Genomic DNA, 19,513 nt, shown 5'->3' with positions numbered 1-19,513 from the left:
GTGTCATTAAAGCAATTGTATATTAGCTCTTACAATGGCAAGATTAGTAAAAATTTGGGTGTTAGCTTAACGGCCCGCAGCAAGTTTGCTTTACAAACATACGGTGACCTTCTTGGTAAATAGTGGAAATTAGAGTTATGCCATTATTAAACCTTGAGTATTATCAATTTGCCCCCATTGACTTAGGATTAGGCCACGTGGCTCGAGGAAGCATTTTTGACTACACATGATTTAACTAAAGCGTTAGCAGCGCTAGCCCCAGAACAGCATAAATACGCAATTAAAGGCATTCAACGCGGTATTGAAAGAGAAGCGTTGCGGATCAAGCCAAATGGTGTAATTTCACAGCAAGGTCATCCAAAAGGGGTTGGTTGTGCGTTAACTAACGGGCATATCACCACTGATTTTTCTGAGTCTTTATTGGAGTTTATAACACCCGTTAGTGAATCTGCTGAAGAAACGTTAAATCAGCTACAAGACTTACAAAAGTTTACCCTATCGCAGATGGGCGATGAATTATTATGGCCTATCAGTATGCCGTGTTTTATAGAACACCAAGATGACATTGTATTAGCTCAATTTGGTGATTCTAATATTGGACGCATGAAAACCTTGTACCGCGAAGGTCTTAAAAATCGTTATGGCAGCATGATGCAAGCGATTGCCGGTGTGCACTTTAATATATCGTTTCCAGAGTCATTTTGGCTGAGCTTACAAACGATTAAAGGCGATACTGGCTCATTACAAGAGTTTATTTCGGCCGGTTATTTAGGACTGATCCGTAACTTCAAGCGAGAACTATGGCTGATCAGTTATTTATTTGGAGCATCGCCAGCGCTGTGTAATTCATTTTTACAAGGGCGCAGTACGGATCTTCCTTTTAAAAAATTAGGTAAAGGTACGCTTTATCTTGAAGTGGGTACAGCTTTGCGCTTAGGTAATTTGGGTTATACCAACAGTGCTCAGTCATCACTAAAAGTACTGTATAACTCACTAGATGAATATGTAGCAGGATTAAAAAGTGCGATTCATTCACCGTCAGATATTTATGGTCAGCTTGCTGATTATAAAGATGCCCAGCCTAAACAATTGAATAAAAATGTATTGCAGATTGAAAACGAATTTTATTCGCCAATTCGTCCTAAGCGCAATGCTAAAAGTGGCGAAACACCGACCGACGCACTGTTACGTGGCGGTATTGAGTATATTGAAATCCGAGCTCTAGATGTAAATCCATTTGCAGCAACGGGAATTGATATTGAGCAAATTCATTTCCTAGATGTTTTTCTGACTTATTGCTTATTGAAAGATTCTCCAACAATGGATTGGGATTCGCAACAGCGTAGCACCGAAAATTTAGATACGGTTGTAAGCCAAGGTCGCGCTTTAGAAGTGATGTTAAACCGCTCTGGTAATTCATGCAGTCTAGCAACGTGGGGAGCAGAGATCTTCGCACAGTTACAACAAGTTGCAGCCTACATGGATAATGCTTACGGCGTTAGCTATTACAGCGAAACGATTACTCGATTAAGCCAATGGATAGCAGATCCTGAATTAACATACTCAGGGCGCTACGTTAGTCAACTGAAAGGGTCTGGTATTGATAATGGTTATTTTGCCTTATCGTTGGCAAAAAGTTACCAGCAACAACATCAAGATACGCCATATAAAGTGTATTCAGACAGCTATTTAAAACAACAAGCAGATCAGTCAGTTATTGCTGAACGCGAGTTGAAAGCCGCTGATAATCAAACATTTAATGCATTTTTAGATGATTATTTTGCCACTAAGTAAGTTTGTAGCTAAGTAAGCAGGCAAAAAAACGCAGCCCAAGTTGGCTGCGTAAAGATTCTTCAGGGATAAACAATGCTAAACTGCGCATTCATAAAATATGACTTATATTTTTATAAAAAGTTCAGCGAGCAACAAAAAAAATGAAAAATAGTTTAATTATTTTATCGCTGGGGGCTCTGTTAACTGGTTGCGCAACAGCCCCTCCAAAGCAACCTAATGATATATGTAAAATTTTTGAAGAAAAAAGCGATTGGTACTATGACGCAAAAGATGCCCAAGAAAAATGGGGCTCACCTAAACATGTACTAATGAGCATGATGTATCAAGAAAGCTCCTTTAAACACGATGCTGCACCGCCAATGGAATACTTTTTGTGGGTCATTCCCACAGGGCGAGCAAGTTCAGCTTACGGCTACTCACAAGCAAAAACTCCCACCTGGTCTGATTATATTCGTGAAACGGGTAATAGCGGCGCCGATCGCGATGATTTTGATGACGCTATCGACTTTATGGGCTGGTTTGTTTATAAAACTCATAAAGTTAATGGCATTTCGAAATGGGATGCCTACGCGCAATACCTAAATTACCACGAAGGCTGGGGCGGTTATAAACGCGGCACCTATAAAAATAAAAAGTGGTTAATGGCAGTGGCTAATAAAGTAAAAAATCGTGCAAGTCGCTATGCGGCTCAGCTTAAACGTTGTGAAGACGATTTAGATAAAGGGTGGTTAGAAAGGTTATTTAGCTGATCTGACAAGATTCAAGATTTTAAAAAGCCCGCACAGCGGGCTTTTTAGTATTAGTTTATTTCCCTGGGAATTGATGAATATGTACATCGCGCTGTGGGAATGGAATGGTAATATTTTCTTTATCGAAGGCAATTTTAACGCGTTCGTATAAACCAAAATACACTGGCCAGTAATTTTCAGAATCAACCCATGCCCAGACCAACATGCCGATATGGCTATCGCCATGCTGACTTACATGCACAACCGGTTGTTTTGCTTCATCTTTGAGTACTAACTCGTAGCTATTTAACACGCCCATTAGTACTTCTCGCGCTTTAAGCACATCATCACTGTAGCTAATACCAAACTCAATATCGACGCGGCGAGTTGGTTCTGCAAACTTGTTTTTTACACAGCCATTAGAAAGTGCACCATTTGGGATAATAATTTTTTCATTATCATAAGTGAGTAGTACGGTAACAAATATTTGAATTTCAACCACTTTACCCATATAGCCTTGGGCTTCAATGACATCACCAATTTTAAATGGTTTAAAAAATAAGATCAGCACACCACCGGCGAAATTCGCTAGGCTGCCTTGTAATGCCATACCGACCGCTAAGCCTGCAGCACCGAGCATAGCAATGAACGAGGTTGTTTCTATACCAATCATTGATGCGACTGAGATCAGTAATAGCAACTTTAAAATAACCGATAAGAAGGAGACCAAAAAATGACTTAATCCGGCTTCAAATTTTACCTTTGCCATTGATTTTTCAGCCATACTGGCAATACGGCCAACAAACCACCAACCAACAATTAAAACAAAGATTGCCAATAAAAATCGAGGGCCATAGGTCATTAGCATTTCAATCGCTTTGGTGTACAGGGTCTCGATAGAGATATCTTCCATTGCATTTTCCACATCTATAAAGTTACAAATATAATAGCCTAATAATTAACACTTTATAGAGAATAATGAACAAAAAATTTGTTGCGGGGATGAGCTGAGGGAGTAGAGTAACCATAGGTTACTCTACAGATATTGCTTATATTTTGCGCTTGTTCGCTTGAATGCGCACCAGTTTGATCATGTTCTCTTTTACTTCAACAACTTCAATCGGATAGCCTGCAATACGCAAACTCAAGTTGGCATCAGGAATGTCTTCTAAGTATTCGACAATTAAGCCACTTAATGTTTTCGGGCCATCAAGAGGGAACTCCCAATCCATTTCTTTGTTTAGATCGCGTACGTTAGCACCGCCATCAACTAGAAATGAGCCATCATCTTGTGACACAACTTCTTCACTTGGAGTACGTGTTTGCGTAGTGGTAAAGTCACCGACCACTTCTTCAAGAATATCTTCGAGGGTAACTAATCCTTGAATATCACCATATTCATCAACTACTAAACCGATACGCTCTTTTGATTGCTGAAATTTAAATAGCTGAGTATTGAGCGACGTACCTTCAGGAATAAAATAAATCTCACGAACTGCGCGAAGCAATGATGGTTTATCAAATTGCTCTTTCGTTAATAACCGCAGTGCATCCCGTGAGTGAATAAAGCCTACCGCATCATCAATTTGGTCACGATATAAAAGTACTCGCGTGTGTTGTGCATGGGTAAGCTGTTTACTAATTAGTTTCCAGTCATCATTGATATCAATGGCAACAATTTCGTTGCGCGGGATCATAATATCTTCGACAGTGACTTGCTCTAAATCTAAAATGGAGGTCAACATACTTTGGTGACGCGCGGGGATCAGCGCACCCGATTCATTCAGCACCGTTTTTAATTCTTCTTTACTCATGCTGTGCTCATCTATTTGTGCAGCACTAATACCAAATAGGCGTAATATGCCATTGGTCATCCAGTTAACGACGACGACAAATGGAAAGAGAATTTTTAGTAACCCTTTGAGTATCACCGAACTAGGAAAGGCAACTTTTTCAGGGTAAAGCGCAGCTAGCGTTTTAGGCGTTACTTCTGCAAATATAAGCACTACTAAAGTTAGTGCGCCAGTGGCAATAGCGATACCTAAATCACCATATAAACGAATACCGATAATGGTTGCAACCTGCGCGGCAGCAATATTCACCAAGTTATTACCGATGAGGATAAGGCCAATAAGTCTATCAGGACGGCTCAAAAGTTTGTTGACACGCTTTGCTGCGCGGTGATTTTCTTTAGCAAGGTGGCGTAAGCGGATTCTGTTAATTGACATAATGCCCGTTTCAGAACCAGAAAAATATGCAGAACAAAGTATGAGTATTCCAAGTATTATAAACAAAACACTTGTAGAGATGTCGTCCAAAGAAGGATCCTTTTTTATTTAACCAATGCGTATTAAGCGGGAGTGAGCTGCCTGAGTCAAGTTAAAACTTATTCAGGATCACCTCTTGCACAAAACGACTGCCAAAATAAGCCAGCGTTAAAACAAAAGCAGCAGCCATGATAGCTAGTACGACCGGTTTCCCACGCCAGCCTTGCTTTAAGTGACCAATTGTCACCGTTGCAAACATAGCCCAAGCAATTAATGATAAAACAGTTTTATGAATAAATTCACTAGCAAACATGCCATCAAGAAAAATAAAACCAGATAATAACGCTAAGGTTAACAAAACCGTGCCTAGTGTTAATAAGTGATATAGCTGGCGTTCAACCACCATTAATGGCGGTAAATGGCTATGCACAATCGCTAAGTCTTTTCGTTTTAAACGTTTATCAATAAAGTAAAACTGTACGCCATATAAAGTGGCAATAATTAACACACAGTATGCAAGCAGGGAAAGCGAAATATGAGTGACTAAACCTATTTCAACATCAATACTTTGCAATAAAATATGATGCGGGATAAATAAGCTGGCAATTGTTAGCAAAGCAGCAAAGCCATAGACAACAGGCAGTAATAATGTGGCAGGGAATTTTAATGACACCGTAGTGACAGAGACCACAATCACCCAGCAGGTTAATAGTGATACATTAACAATACTTAAATCTTGGCCATCGGCGCGAAACACTGAATTCACCAGTAATAACATGTGCGCTAAAATTGCCACCGTGCTGAGGATAACCGTCAGCTTTTGGCTCGGACCTTGTTGGTGAAATAACCGAGACAGCACGTGAGACGTCGCGAAGATATAAAATAAACTGGCAATAATAGTTAAACTAATAATCAGCATAGTGCTTGGGCCACTCAATTTGAGTCAAATATTCCTTGTTAGAGTAAGGGCATTGTATTTTATAGTGAGGCAAATGCATAGAGTTTGTAAAAAGAAACTCAAACAGCTCACTTGAACACTGTATTGTGCGCCACCATTTACGGTATACTGTTTTTAATTAAAATTTTATTAATACTGATTATATGAAATCAGCGCTATTAATAGTAAGTGCTAAACTTGCGGCAATAACGTTGTTTGGGAAATTGGTATATCACGTTTGATCGGAACCTTTACATGTTTGAGAACCTCCAAGAACGATTAGGTAAAACCTTAAAGAATATCAGCGGCCGTGGACGCCTTACTGAAGACAATATAAAAGATACACTACGCGAAGTGCGTATGGCTTTTTTAGAAGCCGACGTCGCTTTACCCGTTGTTCGTGAGTTTGTTAAACAAGTTAAAGAGCGCGCGGTAGGTATTGAAGTAACTAAGAGCCTAAGTCCTGGGCAAGTGTTCATTAAAATCGTTCGCGAAGAGCTTGAAAAAGCCATGGGTGAAGCAAACGAAGAGTTGAGCCTAAACGCACAACCGCCAGCCGTTGTAATGATGGCGGGTCTGCAAGGTGCGGGTAAAACGACCAGTGTTGCTAAGCTTGCCAAATTTTTAAAAGAACGTAAAAAGAAATCAGTATTAGTAGTCAGTGCCGACGTTTATCGTCCTGCGGCTATTAAACAGTTGGAAACACTGGCCGATGAAGTAGGTGTTGAGTTTTTCCCAAGTGATATTTCACAACAGCCGGTTGATATTGCAAAGGCTGCTATTTCTCATGCGAAAAAGAAATTTATCGATGTTGTATTAGTTGATACCGCAGGTCGTTTGCATGTTGATAATGACATGATGGACGAGATTAAAAATCTTCATCATGCTATTAACCCAATCGAAACCTTGTTTGTGGTTGATGCCATGACAGGTCAAGATGCTGCCAATACTGCCAAAGCGTTTGATGAAGCATTACCTCTGACCGGTGTGATACTAACCAAGACTGATGGTGATGCGCGCGGTGGTGCTGCACTATCAATCCGTCATATTACCGGCAAACCTATTAAGTTTATGGGTGTTGGTGAGCGCACTGATGCGCTTGAGCCTTTCCATCCAGATCGTATCGCATCGCGTATACTTGGTATGGGGGATGTACTTTCATTGATCGAAGAAGTCGAAATGAAAGTCGATAAAGAGCAAGCTGCAAAAGTTGCTGAAAAAGTATTTAAAGGTGATGGCTTTACTCTTGATGATTTTGCTGATCAATTAAAGCAAATGAAAAGCATGGGCGGCATGATGTCAATGCTTGATAAATTACCTGGTATGCAAAACCTGCCTGATGCAGTGAAAGGTCAGATGGGTGATAAAACCTTTATTCAGATGGAAGCGATCATCAGCTCAATGACGAAAAAAGAGCGTGCACGTCCAGAGATCATTAAAGGCTCTCGTAAAAAGCGTATTGCAGCGGGCTCTGGTACGCAAGTACAAGAGATCAATAAGCTGTTAAAACAGTTTACGCAGATGCAAAAAATGATGAAAAAAATGAAAGGTAAAGGCGGCATGATGAAAATGATGCGCGGCATGAAAGGCATGTTACCACCAGGAATGATGGGTGGCGGTGGCCCTAAATTTTAATGTTTTAACTGACGCCATGCAGATGTAGCTAATCAGTTAACTAAAAAGAGAGGCAAATAGCCTCTTTTTTTGTAGATAAATTATGCGTTGAAAGTTCTATATAGCCTGATTTAACGCGTAGATCATAGTTTAATCAACTTAACAGTCATTTCGAGTCACTTCTTACTTGCATTGTTGCTAAAAACTCGTACAATTCCCCAGCTCCCCATACTGGGGAGTAAATCTTATTAATGAAAACAGTCAATCTATTTAGAGGACGGTATGGTAACTATTCGTTTGCAACGTGGTGGCGCTAAAAAACGCCCTTTCTATCAAATTGTGGTTGCGGATAGCCGTTTCTCGCGTGACGGTCGCTTCATCGAGAAAGTAGGCTTTTTTAACCCAATTGCTAGTGGTCAAGAAGAAAAAGTACGTTTAGATTTATCTCGTGTAGAACACTGGGTAGGTCAGGGCGCATCTCTTTCAGATCGCGTAAATAAGTTAGTTAAAGACGCTCGTAAAGCGGCTTAATAGGCGTAAGTGTAACCATGAGTCAAGAGAACACCTCATCAATAATTGTCGTAGGAAAGCTCGGTGCCCCATATGGTATAAAGGGCTGGCTTAAGGTACATTCATTTACTGATGATCCCATAGGGATCTTCGATTTCAGCCCGTGGTTGATAGGGCAGCAAGGTAAATGGCAGACCTTAGAAGTGGTCGACTGGCGTCGCCACAACAAAGGCTTTATCGCTAAATTTGCGCAAGTAAACGATCGAGACGAAGCAATGGCTTATACCCATGCAGAAATCTCAATGGATGCAGCGCAATTACCAGAACTCCCGCAAGGTGAGTTCTATTGGCGAGATCTCATTGGCATGTCTGTTGTAACCGATAAAGGTTATGACTTAGGCATAGTTGATGACCTGATGGAGACAGGCTCAAATGACGTATTGGTTGTGAAAGCAAACAATAAAGATGCATTTGGCCAAGCAGAGCGTTTAATTCCGTTTTTAACTGATTCAGTTATCAAAGAGATTAAGCACGATGTAAAAGAAATTACAGTAGACTGGGATCCTGGCTTTTAATGAGTCAAACGAGTTCGTTGTGGGTAGGGGTTATCAGCCTTTTTCCGGACATGTTTGATGCCATTACAACGCAAGGTGTAACTGGTCGAGCAGTAAAAAATGGTCTGATCGACTTTAACTGCTGGAACCCACGAGATTATGCTATTGATAAGCATAAGACCGTGGATGATCGTCCTTACGGGGGCGGTCCAGGTATGTTAATGATGGTTGAACCACTAAAGCAAGCCATTCTTGACGCCAAACAGGCGGCAGGCGATGGTGCAAAAGTAATTTATATGTCCCCGCAAGGGCGCAAATTAGATCAGCAAGGGGCAAGCGAACTCGCAAGCTCTAAAAAACTGATTTTAATTGCCGGTCGCTATGAAGGTATAGACGAGAGAATAATAGAATCATACGTTGACGAAGAATGGTCAATTGGTGATTTTATTTTGAGTGGTGGTGAACTACCAGCCATGACATTAATTGACGCAGTAGCGCGATTAGTGCCGGGCGTATTAGGACACAACCAGTCAGCAGAGCAAGACTCATTTTCGGATGGCTTGCTGGATTGTCCTCACTATACACGGCCAGAAACATTGGACGACAAACAGGTGCCTGCTGTATTACTCAGCGGAAACCACCAAGAGATAGCAAAATGGCGGCTGATGCAGTCATTAGGCAGAACTTGGTTACGCCGTCCTGACTTGTTGCATAACCTAGCTCTGACTGAGGAGCAAGCGGTATTACTCGCGAAATTTCAGCAAGAGTACCAAAAAGCTTGTGGCTAGAAGACAGTTACACCTAGGAAAGTGAGAAACATAATGGCAAAAGTAAACCAAAATATTATTAAAGCGCTTGAAGATGAGCAGCTTAAAACAGACGTACCTGCATTTGGCCCTGGTGATACAGTGGTTGTACAGGTAAAAGTAAAAGAAGGTGCTAAAGAGCGTCTACAGGCCTTTGAAGGTGTTGTAATCGCTAAGCGTAACCGTGGTCTTCACTCAGCATTCACAGTTCGTAAAATTTCGAACGGTGAAGGTGTTGAGCGTGTATTCCAAACGCACAGCCCTCTTATCGATAGCGTAGCAGTTAAGCGTCGCGGTGCAGTTCGCCGTGCGAAACTTTACTATCTACGTGAGCGTTCTGGTAAATCTGCACGTATTAGAGAAAAACTTAACTAATACGCGCTGTTTATCAACGCAAAAAAACGGGTTGCAACCTTCGGGCTGCAACCCGTTTTGGTTTTTAGAGATAGTAAGTTAGTTAGGGTAAAGTTATCGAATTAGAAGGCTAGTGAGGGTAAAGTTAAAAGATTAAGATTGCTCAACGTTGAAGTGATCACCATAGCTTGATTATACCAATCGACTTAAATATTTAACCATTCTAGCGAGCTAAATAAAGCGCTAACTGCGTTATAATTTTTTCAAGTAGAACAACTACATGTCAAAATTTACGCCTTGTTATCACTGTATTTATCTGTCGCTATAAATGCTCAGTAACTTAACACGATTGGTATTAGAGCACAGAGAAGTCCAGTAAAAAAATACCCATCCAAAGAATTACTCATAAATCAAATACAATTAGGCCAACTTATAACTTATGGCTTAGTACTTAAAACTCAAATCTCAAATCCCAAATCCCATTCTTTTGCTTATTTAGCCTTTTAACAACTAAGCGATCCTGTTAGTATTTATCGTATTGATTAGTTTACTTTTATGTAAATTTAAATGTACGAAATTGCAGTTTCTAAGGTGGTAGTCGCGTGGCGGATATAAAAGAGTTAAATAAGTTAAGAGAGGGGATCGATGAATGTGATGCCCAGTTGGTTGCACTGCTGGCTAGACGTAATAGTATTACCGAGCAGATCGGCGCAATCAAACAACAAACGGGTGCGCCACTGCATGCGCCTGACCGTGAAGCTACTTTATTAGCTGCCCGTCGCCAAGAAGCGATTAACCAAGGTGTTAATCCTGAATTGGTGGAAGATATCCTACGCCGTATGATGCGCGAAGCTTACCAAAATCAACAGGCTAAATTAGCATGTAGCGCGCCACAGTTATCACCTATTGTGATTGTTGGTGGTCAAGGCGCTATGGGGCAATTGTTTGCTCAGCAATTTATCCGCTCAGGGTATGAAGTTAGAATACTCGACAAAGAACAGCAAAGTAACGCGCAAGAAATATTAGCAGGTGCAAAACTGGTGATGATCAGTGTGCCAATTAATGCCTTAGAAACAGTGGTCACTGCCTTACCTAAGCTCGATGATGATTGTTTATTAGTTGATATTACTTCAGTTAAGCAAGCACCGTTAAAAGTATTAAAAGCAGTGCATAGCGGTCCTGTAGTCGGTTTACATCCAATGTTTGGTCCTGATATTTCTCATTGGGTAAAGCAAACAGTGGTGGTTTGCGAAGGCCGTAACCATGAGATTGCCCAAGGTTTATTATCGCAACTGCAAGTGTGGGGCTGTCAACTTGTTGAACTCGATGCGCAAAAGCACGATGAAGCTATGCAAATTATTCAGGTTATGCGCCATTTAACCACTTTTGTATACGGCCAGTTTTTAGCAAAACAAGGTCATACCCTCGAAGAGCTCCGCAGTTGTTCGTCACCGATTTACCAATTAGAGTTGATGATGGTAGGGCGCTTATTCGCACAATCACCAGAGCTTTATTCTGACATCATGCTAGCGCAATTTGATAACGTAGAGCCATTACTTGCACAATACCAAGACACGTTTGCAAGTACCTTGGCCAAATTAAAAGCGGGTGATAAGGCCGCTTTAATTGATTCATTTGCGGATGCAAAAGCATATTTTTCAGATGCTACTGCGCATTTCTTAACGCAAAGTCGCAGCCTGTTAAACAAAGCCAATGATGCGAAAGTACTTGATTGATAACCGCTGTGTGAAAAGTAGATAATGAAAAAGGGCTAATTTTAGCCCTTTTTTATATTTTACTTAGCGCTTAACTTTCTATATTCACAGCTTGCAGCGATTCACTTTGGTAACAGCCCAGTACGCGTACATATTGGGTGTGCTCTTTTAGCTCTTCTAAGGCTTGTTTAACATGGTTATCAACCAGGTTTGCTTCTAAATCCACATAAAATACTTCTTCCCACGGGTTGCCTGGGACTGGGCGTGATTCTAGTTTTACTAAGTTGATATTGTGTTCTTTGAAAATCATCAATGCATCAGCCAAAGAACCTGCTTGTTGCTTGGTTGCCATAATTAAACTGGTTTTAGTCGGGATCTGTTTTGATACATAAAGAGGCTTACGGGCAACCACAATAAAACGGCTATGATTTTCACGTTGATTCGCAAGGCCTGATTTAATTACTTCTAAACCCACATTTTTACCCGCTTGAGCTGAACCAATTGCTGCGCTATTAGGGGTATCTAATGCTAATTGCAGAGCGCTTGAGGTTGAATCGCAGGTTTCATGTTGAATATCACCTAAGCCTTGTAAAAAGCGACTACATTGAGCGAATGGTTGCGGGTGAGCAAAAATCTTACTGATCTGACTAAGCTCAGTACCCGGTGTGACCAGTAAACAATGTTCAACACTGTGGGTTACTTCACCAACGATGGAGACTTGTGCGTGTTGCAGTAAATCAAACACTTCGTTAATACTGCCTGAGCTGGTGTTTTCAATGGGTAATAAGCCAAAATCTGCTTGACCATTTTCAACTTTACCAGTGATCTGCTCAAAGCTAGAGCAGCCCATTTCAACAAGTTTACCTGGGCGACGGCTAAAATATTTATGACAAGCAAGTTGGCTGTATGAACCCTGACCACCTAAATAAGCAACACGGTGTGTTTCACTCATAGCATCTGGGTTTAAGTTCTTCTGTAACATGGCTTGTTGATTAAGTACTGAATCTTCTAAAATTGTTTGGAAAACGTTATTCACATAATAAGCGTCCAAACCAAGAGACTTACCATAACCGATGAGTTTCTCTAACAAGGCAAGCTCACGGGCCTCATCACGTATCGGTTTATTATTAGCAATCTTATATTCTACAACGCCGTGGCTAATACGGCGACGTTTTGCTAATAGCACTAATAGGTCAGAATCAATTTCATTGATATCGTGTCTAAGTGAATTAAGTACATCATTAGTCATTTTTGGGTTCCTCATTCCAAAAAATTACCTTTTGGGTAATAAAAACAAAAAAGCCTCCCAATTGGGAGGCTTTGCTATTCGGTTGATTTAATCTCGCAAACAGGTAAGCCTCTTCTATCTAAAGAAGCTAAAAAACGAAAAATGTAATTGCGAAAATATTATATTCATACTCTTAATGTATGGAGAGTGGGCTATAAAGTCAACACTCTAGCGGGTTTTATCGCCGCCAAAGGATAGTTTATTTTTGATATGGGATTTTTTCAGTAATTTCAACGAAAAATTTATAAATCTAAATAGGGATCTGGTATATTTATTTAGGTGAATTTAAATAAAAATAATTATTAAAAATAAGGTTGTCCTGTGGTGTATAGACGCCCACCATCACGCTTTGGTGTAAATTCGTTGAGTATGAAGCTTTCGCTGTTAATTTCGGCAATTTGTTTAATTGCTGGGATCTGTGCGGCGGTGTTGATGCTAAAATCAGAAGAAAAACAATTGGTATTTGAAGAACATGAAGTTCTCAAGCATTCCAGCGAACGTCTGATCCGTCAGTTTAATACTCTGGTGAAAACCAAAATTAATATTGCGGAGCAAGCGAATAACGTCGTCTCTAGCCAATTATTCTATAATTCCTCGCAATTGCTCAGTAGCCAAAGTGCGCAGCTCAGCTTTGACCCCGATGGCAGTATTCGCAGCGCCTCTGATGATGGTTTATCTGCGGCTTTTATGCCACAAGATAAGTACTCACCTTTTTATAAAAAACTCATTAATGATTCTGAATCGTTATGGAAAATCGTAGCGCCTACCTTGATCCAAGATTTCTTTAACTTTTATTTAATCACCAAAGATAATTTTATCCGTATTGCGCCACCTAATTGGGCTCTGAATGTTCCAGGCTCTCATCAGTTTATTGATAATCAAAGTTTTAATTACGCTAAAGAAGCGCTTAATCCAACCCGTTCGGCTGTGTGGTCTAAAGTTTACTACGATAAAATTTGGCATAAATGGGTGGTGAGTTTACTGGTGCCAGTTTATCTTGAAAATGAATTTTTAGGTGTTACTGGCAGCGATTTAGCACTCGATACGCTTATTTCGCAATTACCGATCGGTGATAAGGAGCAGCACTTATTTGTTTTTGATAGCCAAGGGCAATTACTTGCTCATCCTGATCTGAATAAAAATCTTTACGAAACCTACGGTAAAGCAGGCAAACCATTACGTACTCATGATTTTGTTAATGGCGATCTACAAGAGCTGATCAATCAGACTATCAAAATGCATTTACCAGAATACGCAGACTCTTTTGTACAAGATGGTGAAACGCACATCATTAATATTCGTAAAGTTGATAATTTAGACTGGTATATTGGTATTTACAAAAAACGTTCATCAGCACTTTCAGCGCTTGAAGAGCTAAAGGTGAAGTTTTTTGGATTGTTTATTTTATATGCCATTTTAGTCGCACTGTTATTACATCAAGCACTTTACCAACTCGTTTTACGCCGTATTCATTCTTTAGTTTATGCGGTAACCAGTTTTGGCAAAGGGCACTTACAAATTGAATTTCCAAAAGAAAACAAAGATGAAATTGGTACTTTAAATGGTTCTTTTCGCGATATGGCGATTGAAATTCGTAAGCTTATTGATGGTCTGAATCAGCGTATTACAGAAAAAGAAATTGCCGAAAAAGCCGCTAACCGATTATCTAAAGCAGTTGCTTTCTCAGGTACGGGCGTAGTGATCACCGATCAAAACTTCGTGATTGAATACGTCAATCCAAAAATGTTAGAAATGACTGGGTTTGAAGAAAACCATTTTATGCAGTCACCGCTATTAAGCATTATCGCCAAAGAAATGGCTATTTTGGTTGATGACATTGATATCGATTTACGCAGCCGAAATTATTGGCGTGGCGATACTTTGATCCAAGGTTTAGATAAAAAGCCAATCTGGGTATCGCTCAGTATCTCACCAATTCGCGAAGACGGTGGCAGCATCACCAGTTATGTTGCCTCAGCACAGGATATTTCGTTTGTTAAAGAAAGCCAGCGAAAAATGGAGCAATTGGCTTATTTCGACACCTTAACAGGGCTGGCTAACCGTACTTTCTTTAGAATGCAATTACGTAAGTCAATGGCGCTTGCAGAGCGTGGCCATTATGCGTTTGCTTTATTCTATTTTGATTTAGATGAGTTTAAGCGTATTAACGACACACTTGGTCATGATGCCGGTGATCAGCTATTAGTTGAAGTTGCTAACCGTTTGAAAAAACGACTGCGTGCGGAAGATACAATTGCCCGTTTAGGTGGCGATGAGTTTGCAGTTTTACTTAGTGGTATTGAGCGTCAAGAGCATGCAATGGATGTCGCTAACACTATTCAAAAAACATTGAATGTGCCAATTATGCTTGGCAATAACGAGGTCATTATTAGTGCTAGTATTGGCATCACAATGGCACCATATGATAGCCAAGAAGAAGACCAGTTATTAAAACACGCTGATTTAGCTATGTATGAGGCCAAAGCTAAAGGGCGCAATACTTATCACTTTTATAGTCAAGAACTTGATGCCGCTGCGAATGAGCGGCTGTTTATTGAAAATGAACTGCGCTTAGCAATCAAAGCTCGGCAATTTGTGATTTTTTATCAACCACAAGTTGATAGTCGCACGCAGCATGTGGTCGGTTATGAAGCCTTGATCCGCTGGTTCCACCCAACTGAAGGGATGATCCCGCCTACCAAGTTTATCCCAATAGCTGAGGCAACAGGTTTAATAGTTGAGTTAGGTGCTTGGGTGCTACAAGAAGCGTGTGAATTTGCAGCAAGATTAGCAGCGCAAGGGCGAGAAAATAATATTTCGATTAACCTCTCTGCTCGTCAGTTTAAAGATGCTAAGTTAGTGCCGTTGTTGGCATCGATTATTAAGAAAACCAAGGTGCCGGCTAAGCAGTTACACCTGGAATTAACCGAAAGCATGCTAATGGGGAATGTGGAAGCGGCAATTTCGCAATTACATCAGTTAAAAGCGCTTGGGGTGTCAATATCGATAGATGACTTTGGCACGGGTTATTCGTCATTGAGCTACTTAAAACGTTTTCCGGTTGATATTTTAAAAGTTGATCGCTCGTTTGTTAAAGATATACCGGATGATCCAAATGACATGGAGATCACTGCGGCAATTATAGCGATGGCACAAAAGCTAAAATTGAATGTGGTAGCCGAAGGCGTTGAGACTATAGAGCAAGTGGAGTTTTTACAAAACAATAACTGCTTTATAGTGCAAGGTTATTACTACAGCCCGCCTATAGCAGAGCAAGATTTGCCAAAGCTATTTGCAAAGCTTGATGATTGAGTTAAACACATGTTTAATCTAACTCAAGTTAGTTAAAATACCAAAAGGCACCATTTAGGTGCCTTTTTGCATTAACCTATCGCGGGGATTAAACCTGCCATCTGCAGCCCTTGGGCGCTGATAATAAGCACGCCGCAAAGCGCCGCTACTGCCAGACCCAAATTACCACCACGCACTGTATAGCCGCCTTTATCGCTGCTACGCTGCTTATAAACCATTGCTACGGGTAAAAACACTGCTAGTACGACTAAAGCGATAGCTGCATAGCCAAGCGCCATAATAAAACCTTGTGGGTAAAACAATGCAAATCCTAATGGCGGGATAAAAGTAATGAGGGCTGTTTTTATCCGATCTTTATTACCATCTCCTTTTTTAAAGGCATCAGCAAAGAAATCAAATAATCCTAGGCTCACCCCTAAAAATGAGGTTGCCAGTGCTAAGTCTGCAAATAGGTTAACTGCAGTGGCAACAGCTGCGTTATTAGCGATACTGGCAATACTTGCCACAAAGCCTGGTAAGCCAGAGCTTTTTAGTAATTCAGCTTGACTCATCATACCTTGGCTGATCAACTGCCAAAAAATGTAAATAACCAGCGGTAAAGCTGCTCCGGCAATCATGACACGGCGTAAGGTTTTAATATCTAAACCAACATATTTAACGATCGATGGGATCGAACCATGAAAACCAAAAGAGGTAAATACCACAGGAATAGCTGATAAAATAAGGCCTTGTTCAATGGGCATTTCGAGTAAATGTTGGCCATGAACATACGGGGTTAACATATAAAATAAGCTCGCCAGTACCACAATTTTGATGCTAAATAACACTCGGTTTAGCTTATCGACCTTACTGGTGCCTAAGGTAACAACTGTGCCTATTACAATCGCTAGAATGATTGAACCTACTTGCGGAGCAATATCGAGGCTAAAGCCGTTATTTATTTTTTCTTGTAGTTGCGCACCACCACCTGCAATGTAAGCTGAGCAAAGCGCATAGAATAAAAACATCACCGAAAAATTAGCCAGATATTGGCCGCGTTTACCTAACCATGATTTTGCTAACGTATTTAGCGTGGCATCGCGATCAGCATGTTGATGTAATTCGAGCATTAATAATGCGGTATAAGTCATTAACGCCCATATTGAAATAATTAATGCTAATGCGGTTGTAAAGCCAAGTCCCGCAGAAGCGATTGGTAGCGCCAACATCCCTGCGCCGATAGTGGTACCTGCAACAATTAACATGCTGCCTATTGTTTTATTTTTAAGCACTTTTTGCCCCTAAAACATCGTGAGAGGCAGGCAAGATATAACTAGTTGGCACAAACTTAAATAGTTTTGTTACAAATCAAAGAAATTAAATGTAACTTATGATTTACAAGCCATCATTGTGAAGTCAGTTTTTGGTATAAAAACCACTCTAGCAGTTGACTTATTAACCAGTTCTGCTATTTCTATAAATTCAATTTATTATTAAGAATACTATTTACATGCAACAAGTTAACCGAGCCCTAACCATGCGCCCATGGCTGAATCTATCAGTTGTGCGCCCATTGCTGCGCTGCGGTTAAGTTGTTTTTTACTAACCGCGATTTCAAAGCGGTTAGTGCTGTATCTCCTTCCTCTTTGTTATCGCCACTTTGCTAAAAGGATCCGCTTGTGAGCGTTAAAGCATCATATTTTTTAATGGTCTTAATTTGGTCAACAACGCCTTTGGGAATTGTTTGGAGCAGTGAGTCTGTTACACCAACGCTCGCGGTATTGTTACGGATGTCGATAGGATTAGTGCTGGCTGCATTAGTTGTGGCGATTGCTAATATTCGTGTCCCTTGGCACCGTCGTGCGTGTTTTTTGTATGGTTATTCGAGTATCGGCATATATGGTGGCATGCTGTTGAGTTATATGGCAGCTAAAACAGTTCCATCAGGGCTGATATCATTAATGTTTGGTCTGGCACCAATTTTATCTGGTTTATTAGCACAGCGATTACTCAACGAGCCAAAATTCAGCGTTGTTAAACTAATTGCGTTAGCATTTGCGCTATTGGGGTTATTTTTGGTAAGTGAAAAACACATGCAAGGCTCATTGATGCAAATGCAGGGTTTAGCTTACGTATTTATGGCTGTGTGCTTTTTTAGTTTAAGTGGGGTGATGATCAAGCGAATAAAAATTGCTATTCATCCAATGGCGACCACATTTGGTGCATTAGTATTTGTTACGCCCTTATTTTTTATTACTTGGTGGTTGTTCGATGGTGAGCTCAATACGAGTACGTGGACAGTAAAATCACTGTGGTCAATTGTGTATTTGGGCGTGTTTGGCTCATTGGTTGGTTCGCTTGCTTATTTTCATGTGTTACAAAAATTACCAGCTAGTACCGTGGCGCTAACCACCTTGATCACACCAAGCTTTGCGATTGGCTTAGGGGGCTGGTTAAATAATGAAGCAATTGATCAACAATTACTTATTGGCGCTGTCATTATATTACTGAGCTTAGCGGTGTTTCAGTTTGGTGATGGTTGGTTGAAAAAAGAGCCACGTTTAAAAAGCTTAACCCTTAACAACAGTCGTCATGTAGCTAAAAGGCATTACTTCTTTTAGCTACATTTTCTCAATTTGTATCACTAAGCGGCGGTTTTTATCGCGGCCCAAAATATTATCGTTAGTCGCTACGTGACGTTTTTCACCAAAGCCTTGCGTTTCAACTTTAGTTTCATCAATTCCTAGGCTCACCATATATTCTTTGATCGCTTGAGCTCGTTTTTTAGACAGCTCTAAGTTGTTCCAACGACCACCGTAGCTATCTGTGTATGAGTCAATCGAAATAGCCGCAATCGTCGTATCGTACTTTAAATACTCAGCAATTTTATCTAAACGTTGTTTTGATGATTTAGTAAGTTTACTGGTATTTGGTTGATAATTCATAATCGTGAAGGAAATATCTTCAAAGCTGTATGGCAGTAATTCATCGCGGCATTGTAAAAATGCCCAATAGGCTTGTTTAAAATTAATGTTCGATAAGCCAACGGCAATTTTATCGGCACTATTTTGCCAGTCTTGGTAATAAAAAGTAGGTTGGTAGCCTTTTTCAAGCTCGGTCAACATTTCCCATGCCGTTTTGTTACCCAGTTCGCCGTCAAATTTTCGTAGTAATTTCATGTCAGCAATATCACGTGCTGGTAAACCTGCTCGCCAGATTGGCGGGACTGCTTTTAAACCAGCAATACTGTAATTGTCAGGACGGACAACCATATCCAAGTTAAATAGCAGGTCTTTATTTTTGCTCGCGGTAGCGCTGAAAATAGCTTCGCCATAATATGGAACTTCATGATTTAATTGGCATTGTAAGCGAGTTGTTTTAACAACTTCCCATTGTGAGTTATCTGCCGTGGCTGTGTACTGGCGCATTGCAGCGCTGGCCGTATCTGAAAGGCATGCAGTTGCAATGCTTAGACTGATAAACAGCATTGAAAGCTTCATTACGGGATCTCCAACAATTTATTACGCCAATATCTTGGCAAAAGCTGCATTTACAGAGGCTAACAGTCATCAAGGTGTCGTTAGCTAGCTCTAGTTCTAGTTAAGTAAAGCAAGTTATATGCCTAAATGTAAGTGTTAATTTAATCTGTAAAGCG

The 19,513-nt window shown here is 40.5% G+C and carries 16 protein-coding genes; 10 read left to right on the top strand and 6 right to left on the bottom strand.

Annotated features, from left to right (window positions below; all coding sequences use genetic code 11):
• Positions 1–216: 216 nt before the first annotated feature.
• Positions 217–1,794 carry a glutamate--cysteine ligase gene (gene gshA, locus P4S61_RS03275; RefSeq protein ID WP_145237209.1) on the top strand — a complete coding sequence of 526 codons (1,578 nt, stop codon included), beginning with the start codon at positions 217–219 and terminating at the stop codon, positions 1,792–1,794.
• A gap of 140 nt (positions 1,795–1,934) precedes the next feature.
• Complete coding sequence (locus P4S61_RS03270) at positions 1,935–2,543, top strand: transglycosylase SLT domain-containing protein (protein ID WP_145237206.1); 609 nt, start codon at positions 1,935–1,937, stop codon at positions 2,541–2,543.
• 55 nt (positions 2,544–2,598) lie between these two features.
• Here P4S61_RS03270 and P4S61_RS03265 read toward each other — a convergent pair whose 3' ends face one another.
• From P4S61_RS03265 to P4S61_RS03255, 3 genes are all read right to left on the bottom strand, one after another.
• Entirely contained in the window at positions 2,599–3,435 is an 837-nt protein-coding gene (locus tag P4S61_RS03265; protein ID WP_145237203.1) for a mechanosensitive ion channel family protein, read from the bottom strand.
• Positions 3,436–3,571: 136 nt separating this feature from the next.
• Positions 3,572–4,840 carry an HlyC/CorC family transporter gene (locus P4S61_RS03260; protein WP_145237200.1) on the bottom strand — a complete coding sequence of 423 codons (1,269 nt, stop codon included), beginning with the start codon at positions 4,838–4,840 and terminating at the stop codon, positions 3,572–3,574.
• Between the two features lie 61 nt (positions 4,841–4,901).
• Positions 4,902–5,708 carry a cytochrome C assembly family protein gene (locus tag P4S61_RS03255; protein WP_145237197.1) on the bottom strand — a complete coding sequence of 269 codons (807 nt, stop codon included), beginning with the start codon at positions 5,706–5,708 and terminating at the stop codon, positions 4,902–4,904.
• 273 nt (positions 5,709–5,981) lie between these two features.
• On the opposite strand from P4S61_RS03255, the gene ffh reads away from it, so the two are divergent.
• From ffh to tyrA, 6 genes are all read left to right on the top strand, one after another.
• On the top strand, positions 5,982–7,361 hold the full coding sequence (gene ffh / locus P4S61_RS03250; RefSeq protein ID WP_145237194.1) for a signal recognition particle protein: 1,380 nt from the start codon (positions 5,982–5,984) through the stop codon (positions 7,359–7,361).
• A 261-nt stretch (positions 7,362–7,622) separates the two neighbouring features.
• Positions 7,623–7,871, top strand: a complete 249-nt coding sequence (rpsP, locus tag P4S61_RS03245) for a 30S ribosomal protein S16 (RefSeq protein WP_145237191.1) — start codon at positions 7,623–7,625, stop codon at positions 7,869–7,871.
• Between the two features lie 17 nt (positions 7,872–7,888).
• Positions 7,889–8,425 carry a ribosome maturation factor RimM gene (gene rimM / locus P4S61_RS03240; RefSeq protein ID WP_145237188.1) on the top strand — a complete coding sequence of 179 codons (537 nt, stop codon included), beginning with the start codon at positions 7,889–7,891 and terminating at the stop codon, positions 8,423–8,425.
• Positions 8,425–9,192 carry a tRNA (guanosine(37)-N1)-methyltransferase TrmD gene (gene trmD / locus P4S61_RS03235; RefSeq protein WP_337117759.1) on the top strand — a complete coding sequence of 256 codons (768 nt, stop codon included), beginning with the start codon at positions 8,425–8,427 and terminating at the stop codon, positions 9,190–9,192. Before rimM ends, trmD begins: the two co-directional genes overlap by 1 nt.
• 33 nt (positions 9,193–9,225) lie before the next feature.
• Positions 9,226–9,585, top strand: coding sequence for a 50S ribosomal protein L19 (gene rplS / locus P4S61_RS03230; RefSeq protein WP_002962189.1), 360 nt, complete (start codon positions 9,226–9,228; stop codon positions 9,583–9,585).
• Positions 9,586–10,166: 581 nt separating this feature from the next.
• Entirely contained in the window at positions 10,167–11,300 is a 1,134-nt protein-coding gene (tyrA, locus tag P4S61_RS03225; protein ID WP_337117758.1) for a bifunctional chorismate mutase/prephenate dehydrogenase, read from the top strand.
• A 70-nt stretch (positions 11,301–11,370) separates the two neighbouring features.
• On the opposite strand, the gene P4S61_RS03220 is transcribed toward tyrA, so the two are convergent.
• Positions 11,371–12,528, bottom strand: coding sequence for a chorismate mutase (locus P4S61_RS03220; protein WP_145237178.1), 1,158 nt, complete (start codon positions 12,526–12,528; stop codon positions 11,371–11,373).
• A gap of 360 nt (positions 12,529–12,888) precedes the next feature.
• Between P4S61_RS03220 and P4S61_RS03215 the strand changes: the two genes are divergently transcribed.
• Positions 12,889–15,879, top strand: a complete 2,991-nt coding sequence (locus P4S61_RS03215) for a bifunctional diguanylate cyclase/phosphodiesterase (RefSeq protein WP_145237174.1) — start codon at positions 12,889–12,891, stop codon at positions 15,877–15,879.
• A gap of 71 nt (positions 15,880–15,950) precedes the next feature.
• Here the strand turns inward: P4S61_RS03215 and P4S61_RS03210 are convergent, their stop codons facing one another.
• On the bottom strand, positions 15,951–17,150 hold the full coding sequence (locus P4S61_RS03210) for an aromatic amino acid transport family protein (RefSeq protein ID WP_337117757.1): 1,200 nt from the start codon (positions 17,148–17,150) through the stop codon (positions 15,951–15,953).
• A 387-nt stretch (positions 17,151–17,537) separates the two neighbouring features.
• Between P4S61_RS03210 and P4S61_RS03205 the strand changes: the two genes are divergently transcribed.
• On the top strand, positions 17,538–18,479 hold the full coding sequence (locus P4S61_RS03205) for a DMT family transporter (protein ID WP_337117756.1): 942 nt from the start codon (positions 17,538–17,540) through the stop codon (positions 18,477–18,479).
• Here P4S61_RS03205 and P4S61_RS03200 read toward each other — a convergent pair whose 3' ends face one another.
• Entirely contained in the window at positions 18,480–19,358 is an 879-nt protein-coding gene (locus tag P4S61_RS03200; protein WP_145237165.1) for a flagellar protein MotY, read from the bottom strand.
• Between the last annotated feature and the right edge of the window lie 155 nt (positions 19,359–19,513).

The organism is Pseudoalteromonas sp. B160, from assembly GCF_037162485.1.
Taxonomy (GTDB): domain Bacteria; phylum Pseudomonadota; class Gammaproteobacteria; order Enterobacterales; family Alteromonadaceae; genus Pseudoalteromonas; species Pseudoalteromonas rhizosphaerae.
This window is presented reverse-complemented; position numbering and strand designations above follow the sequence as displayed.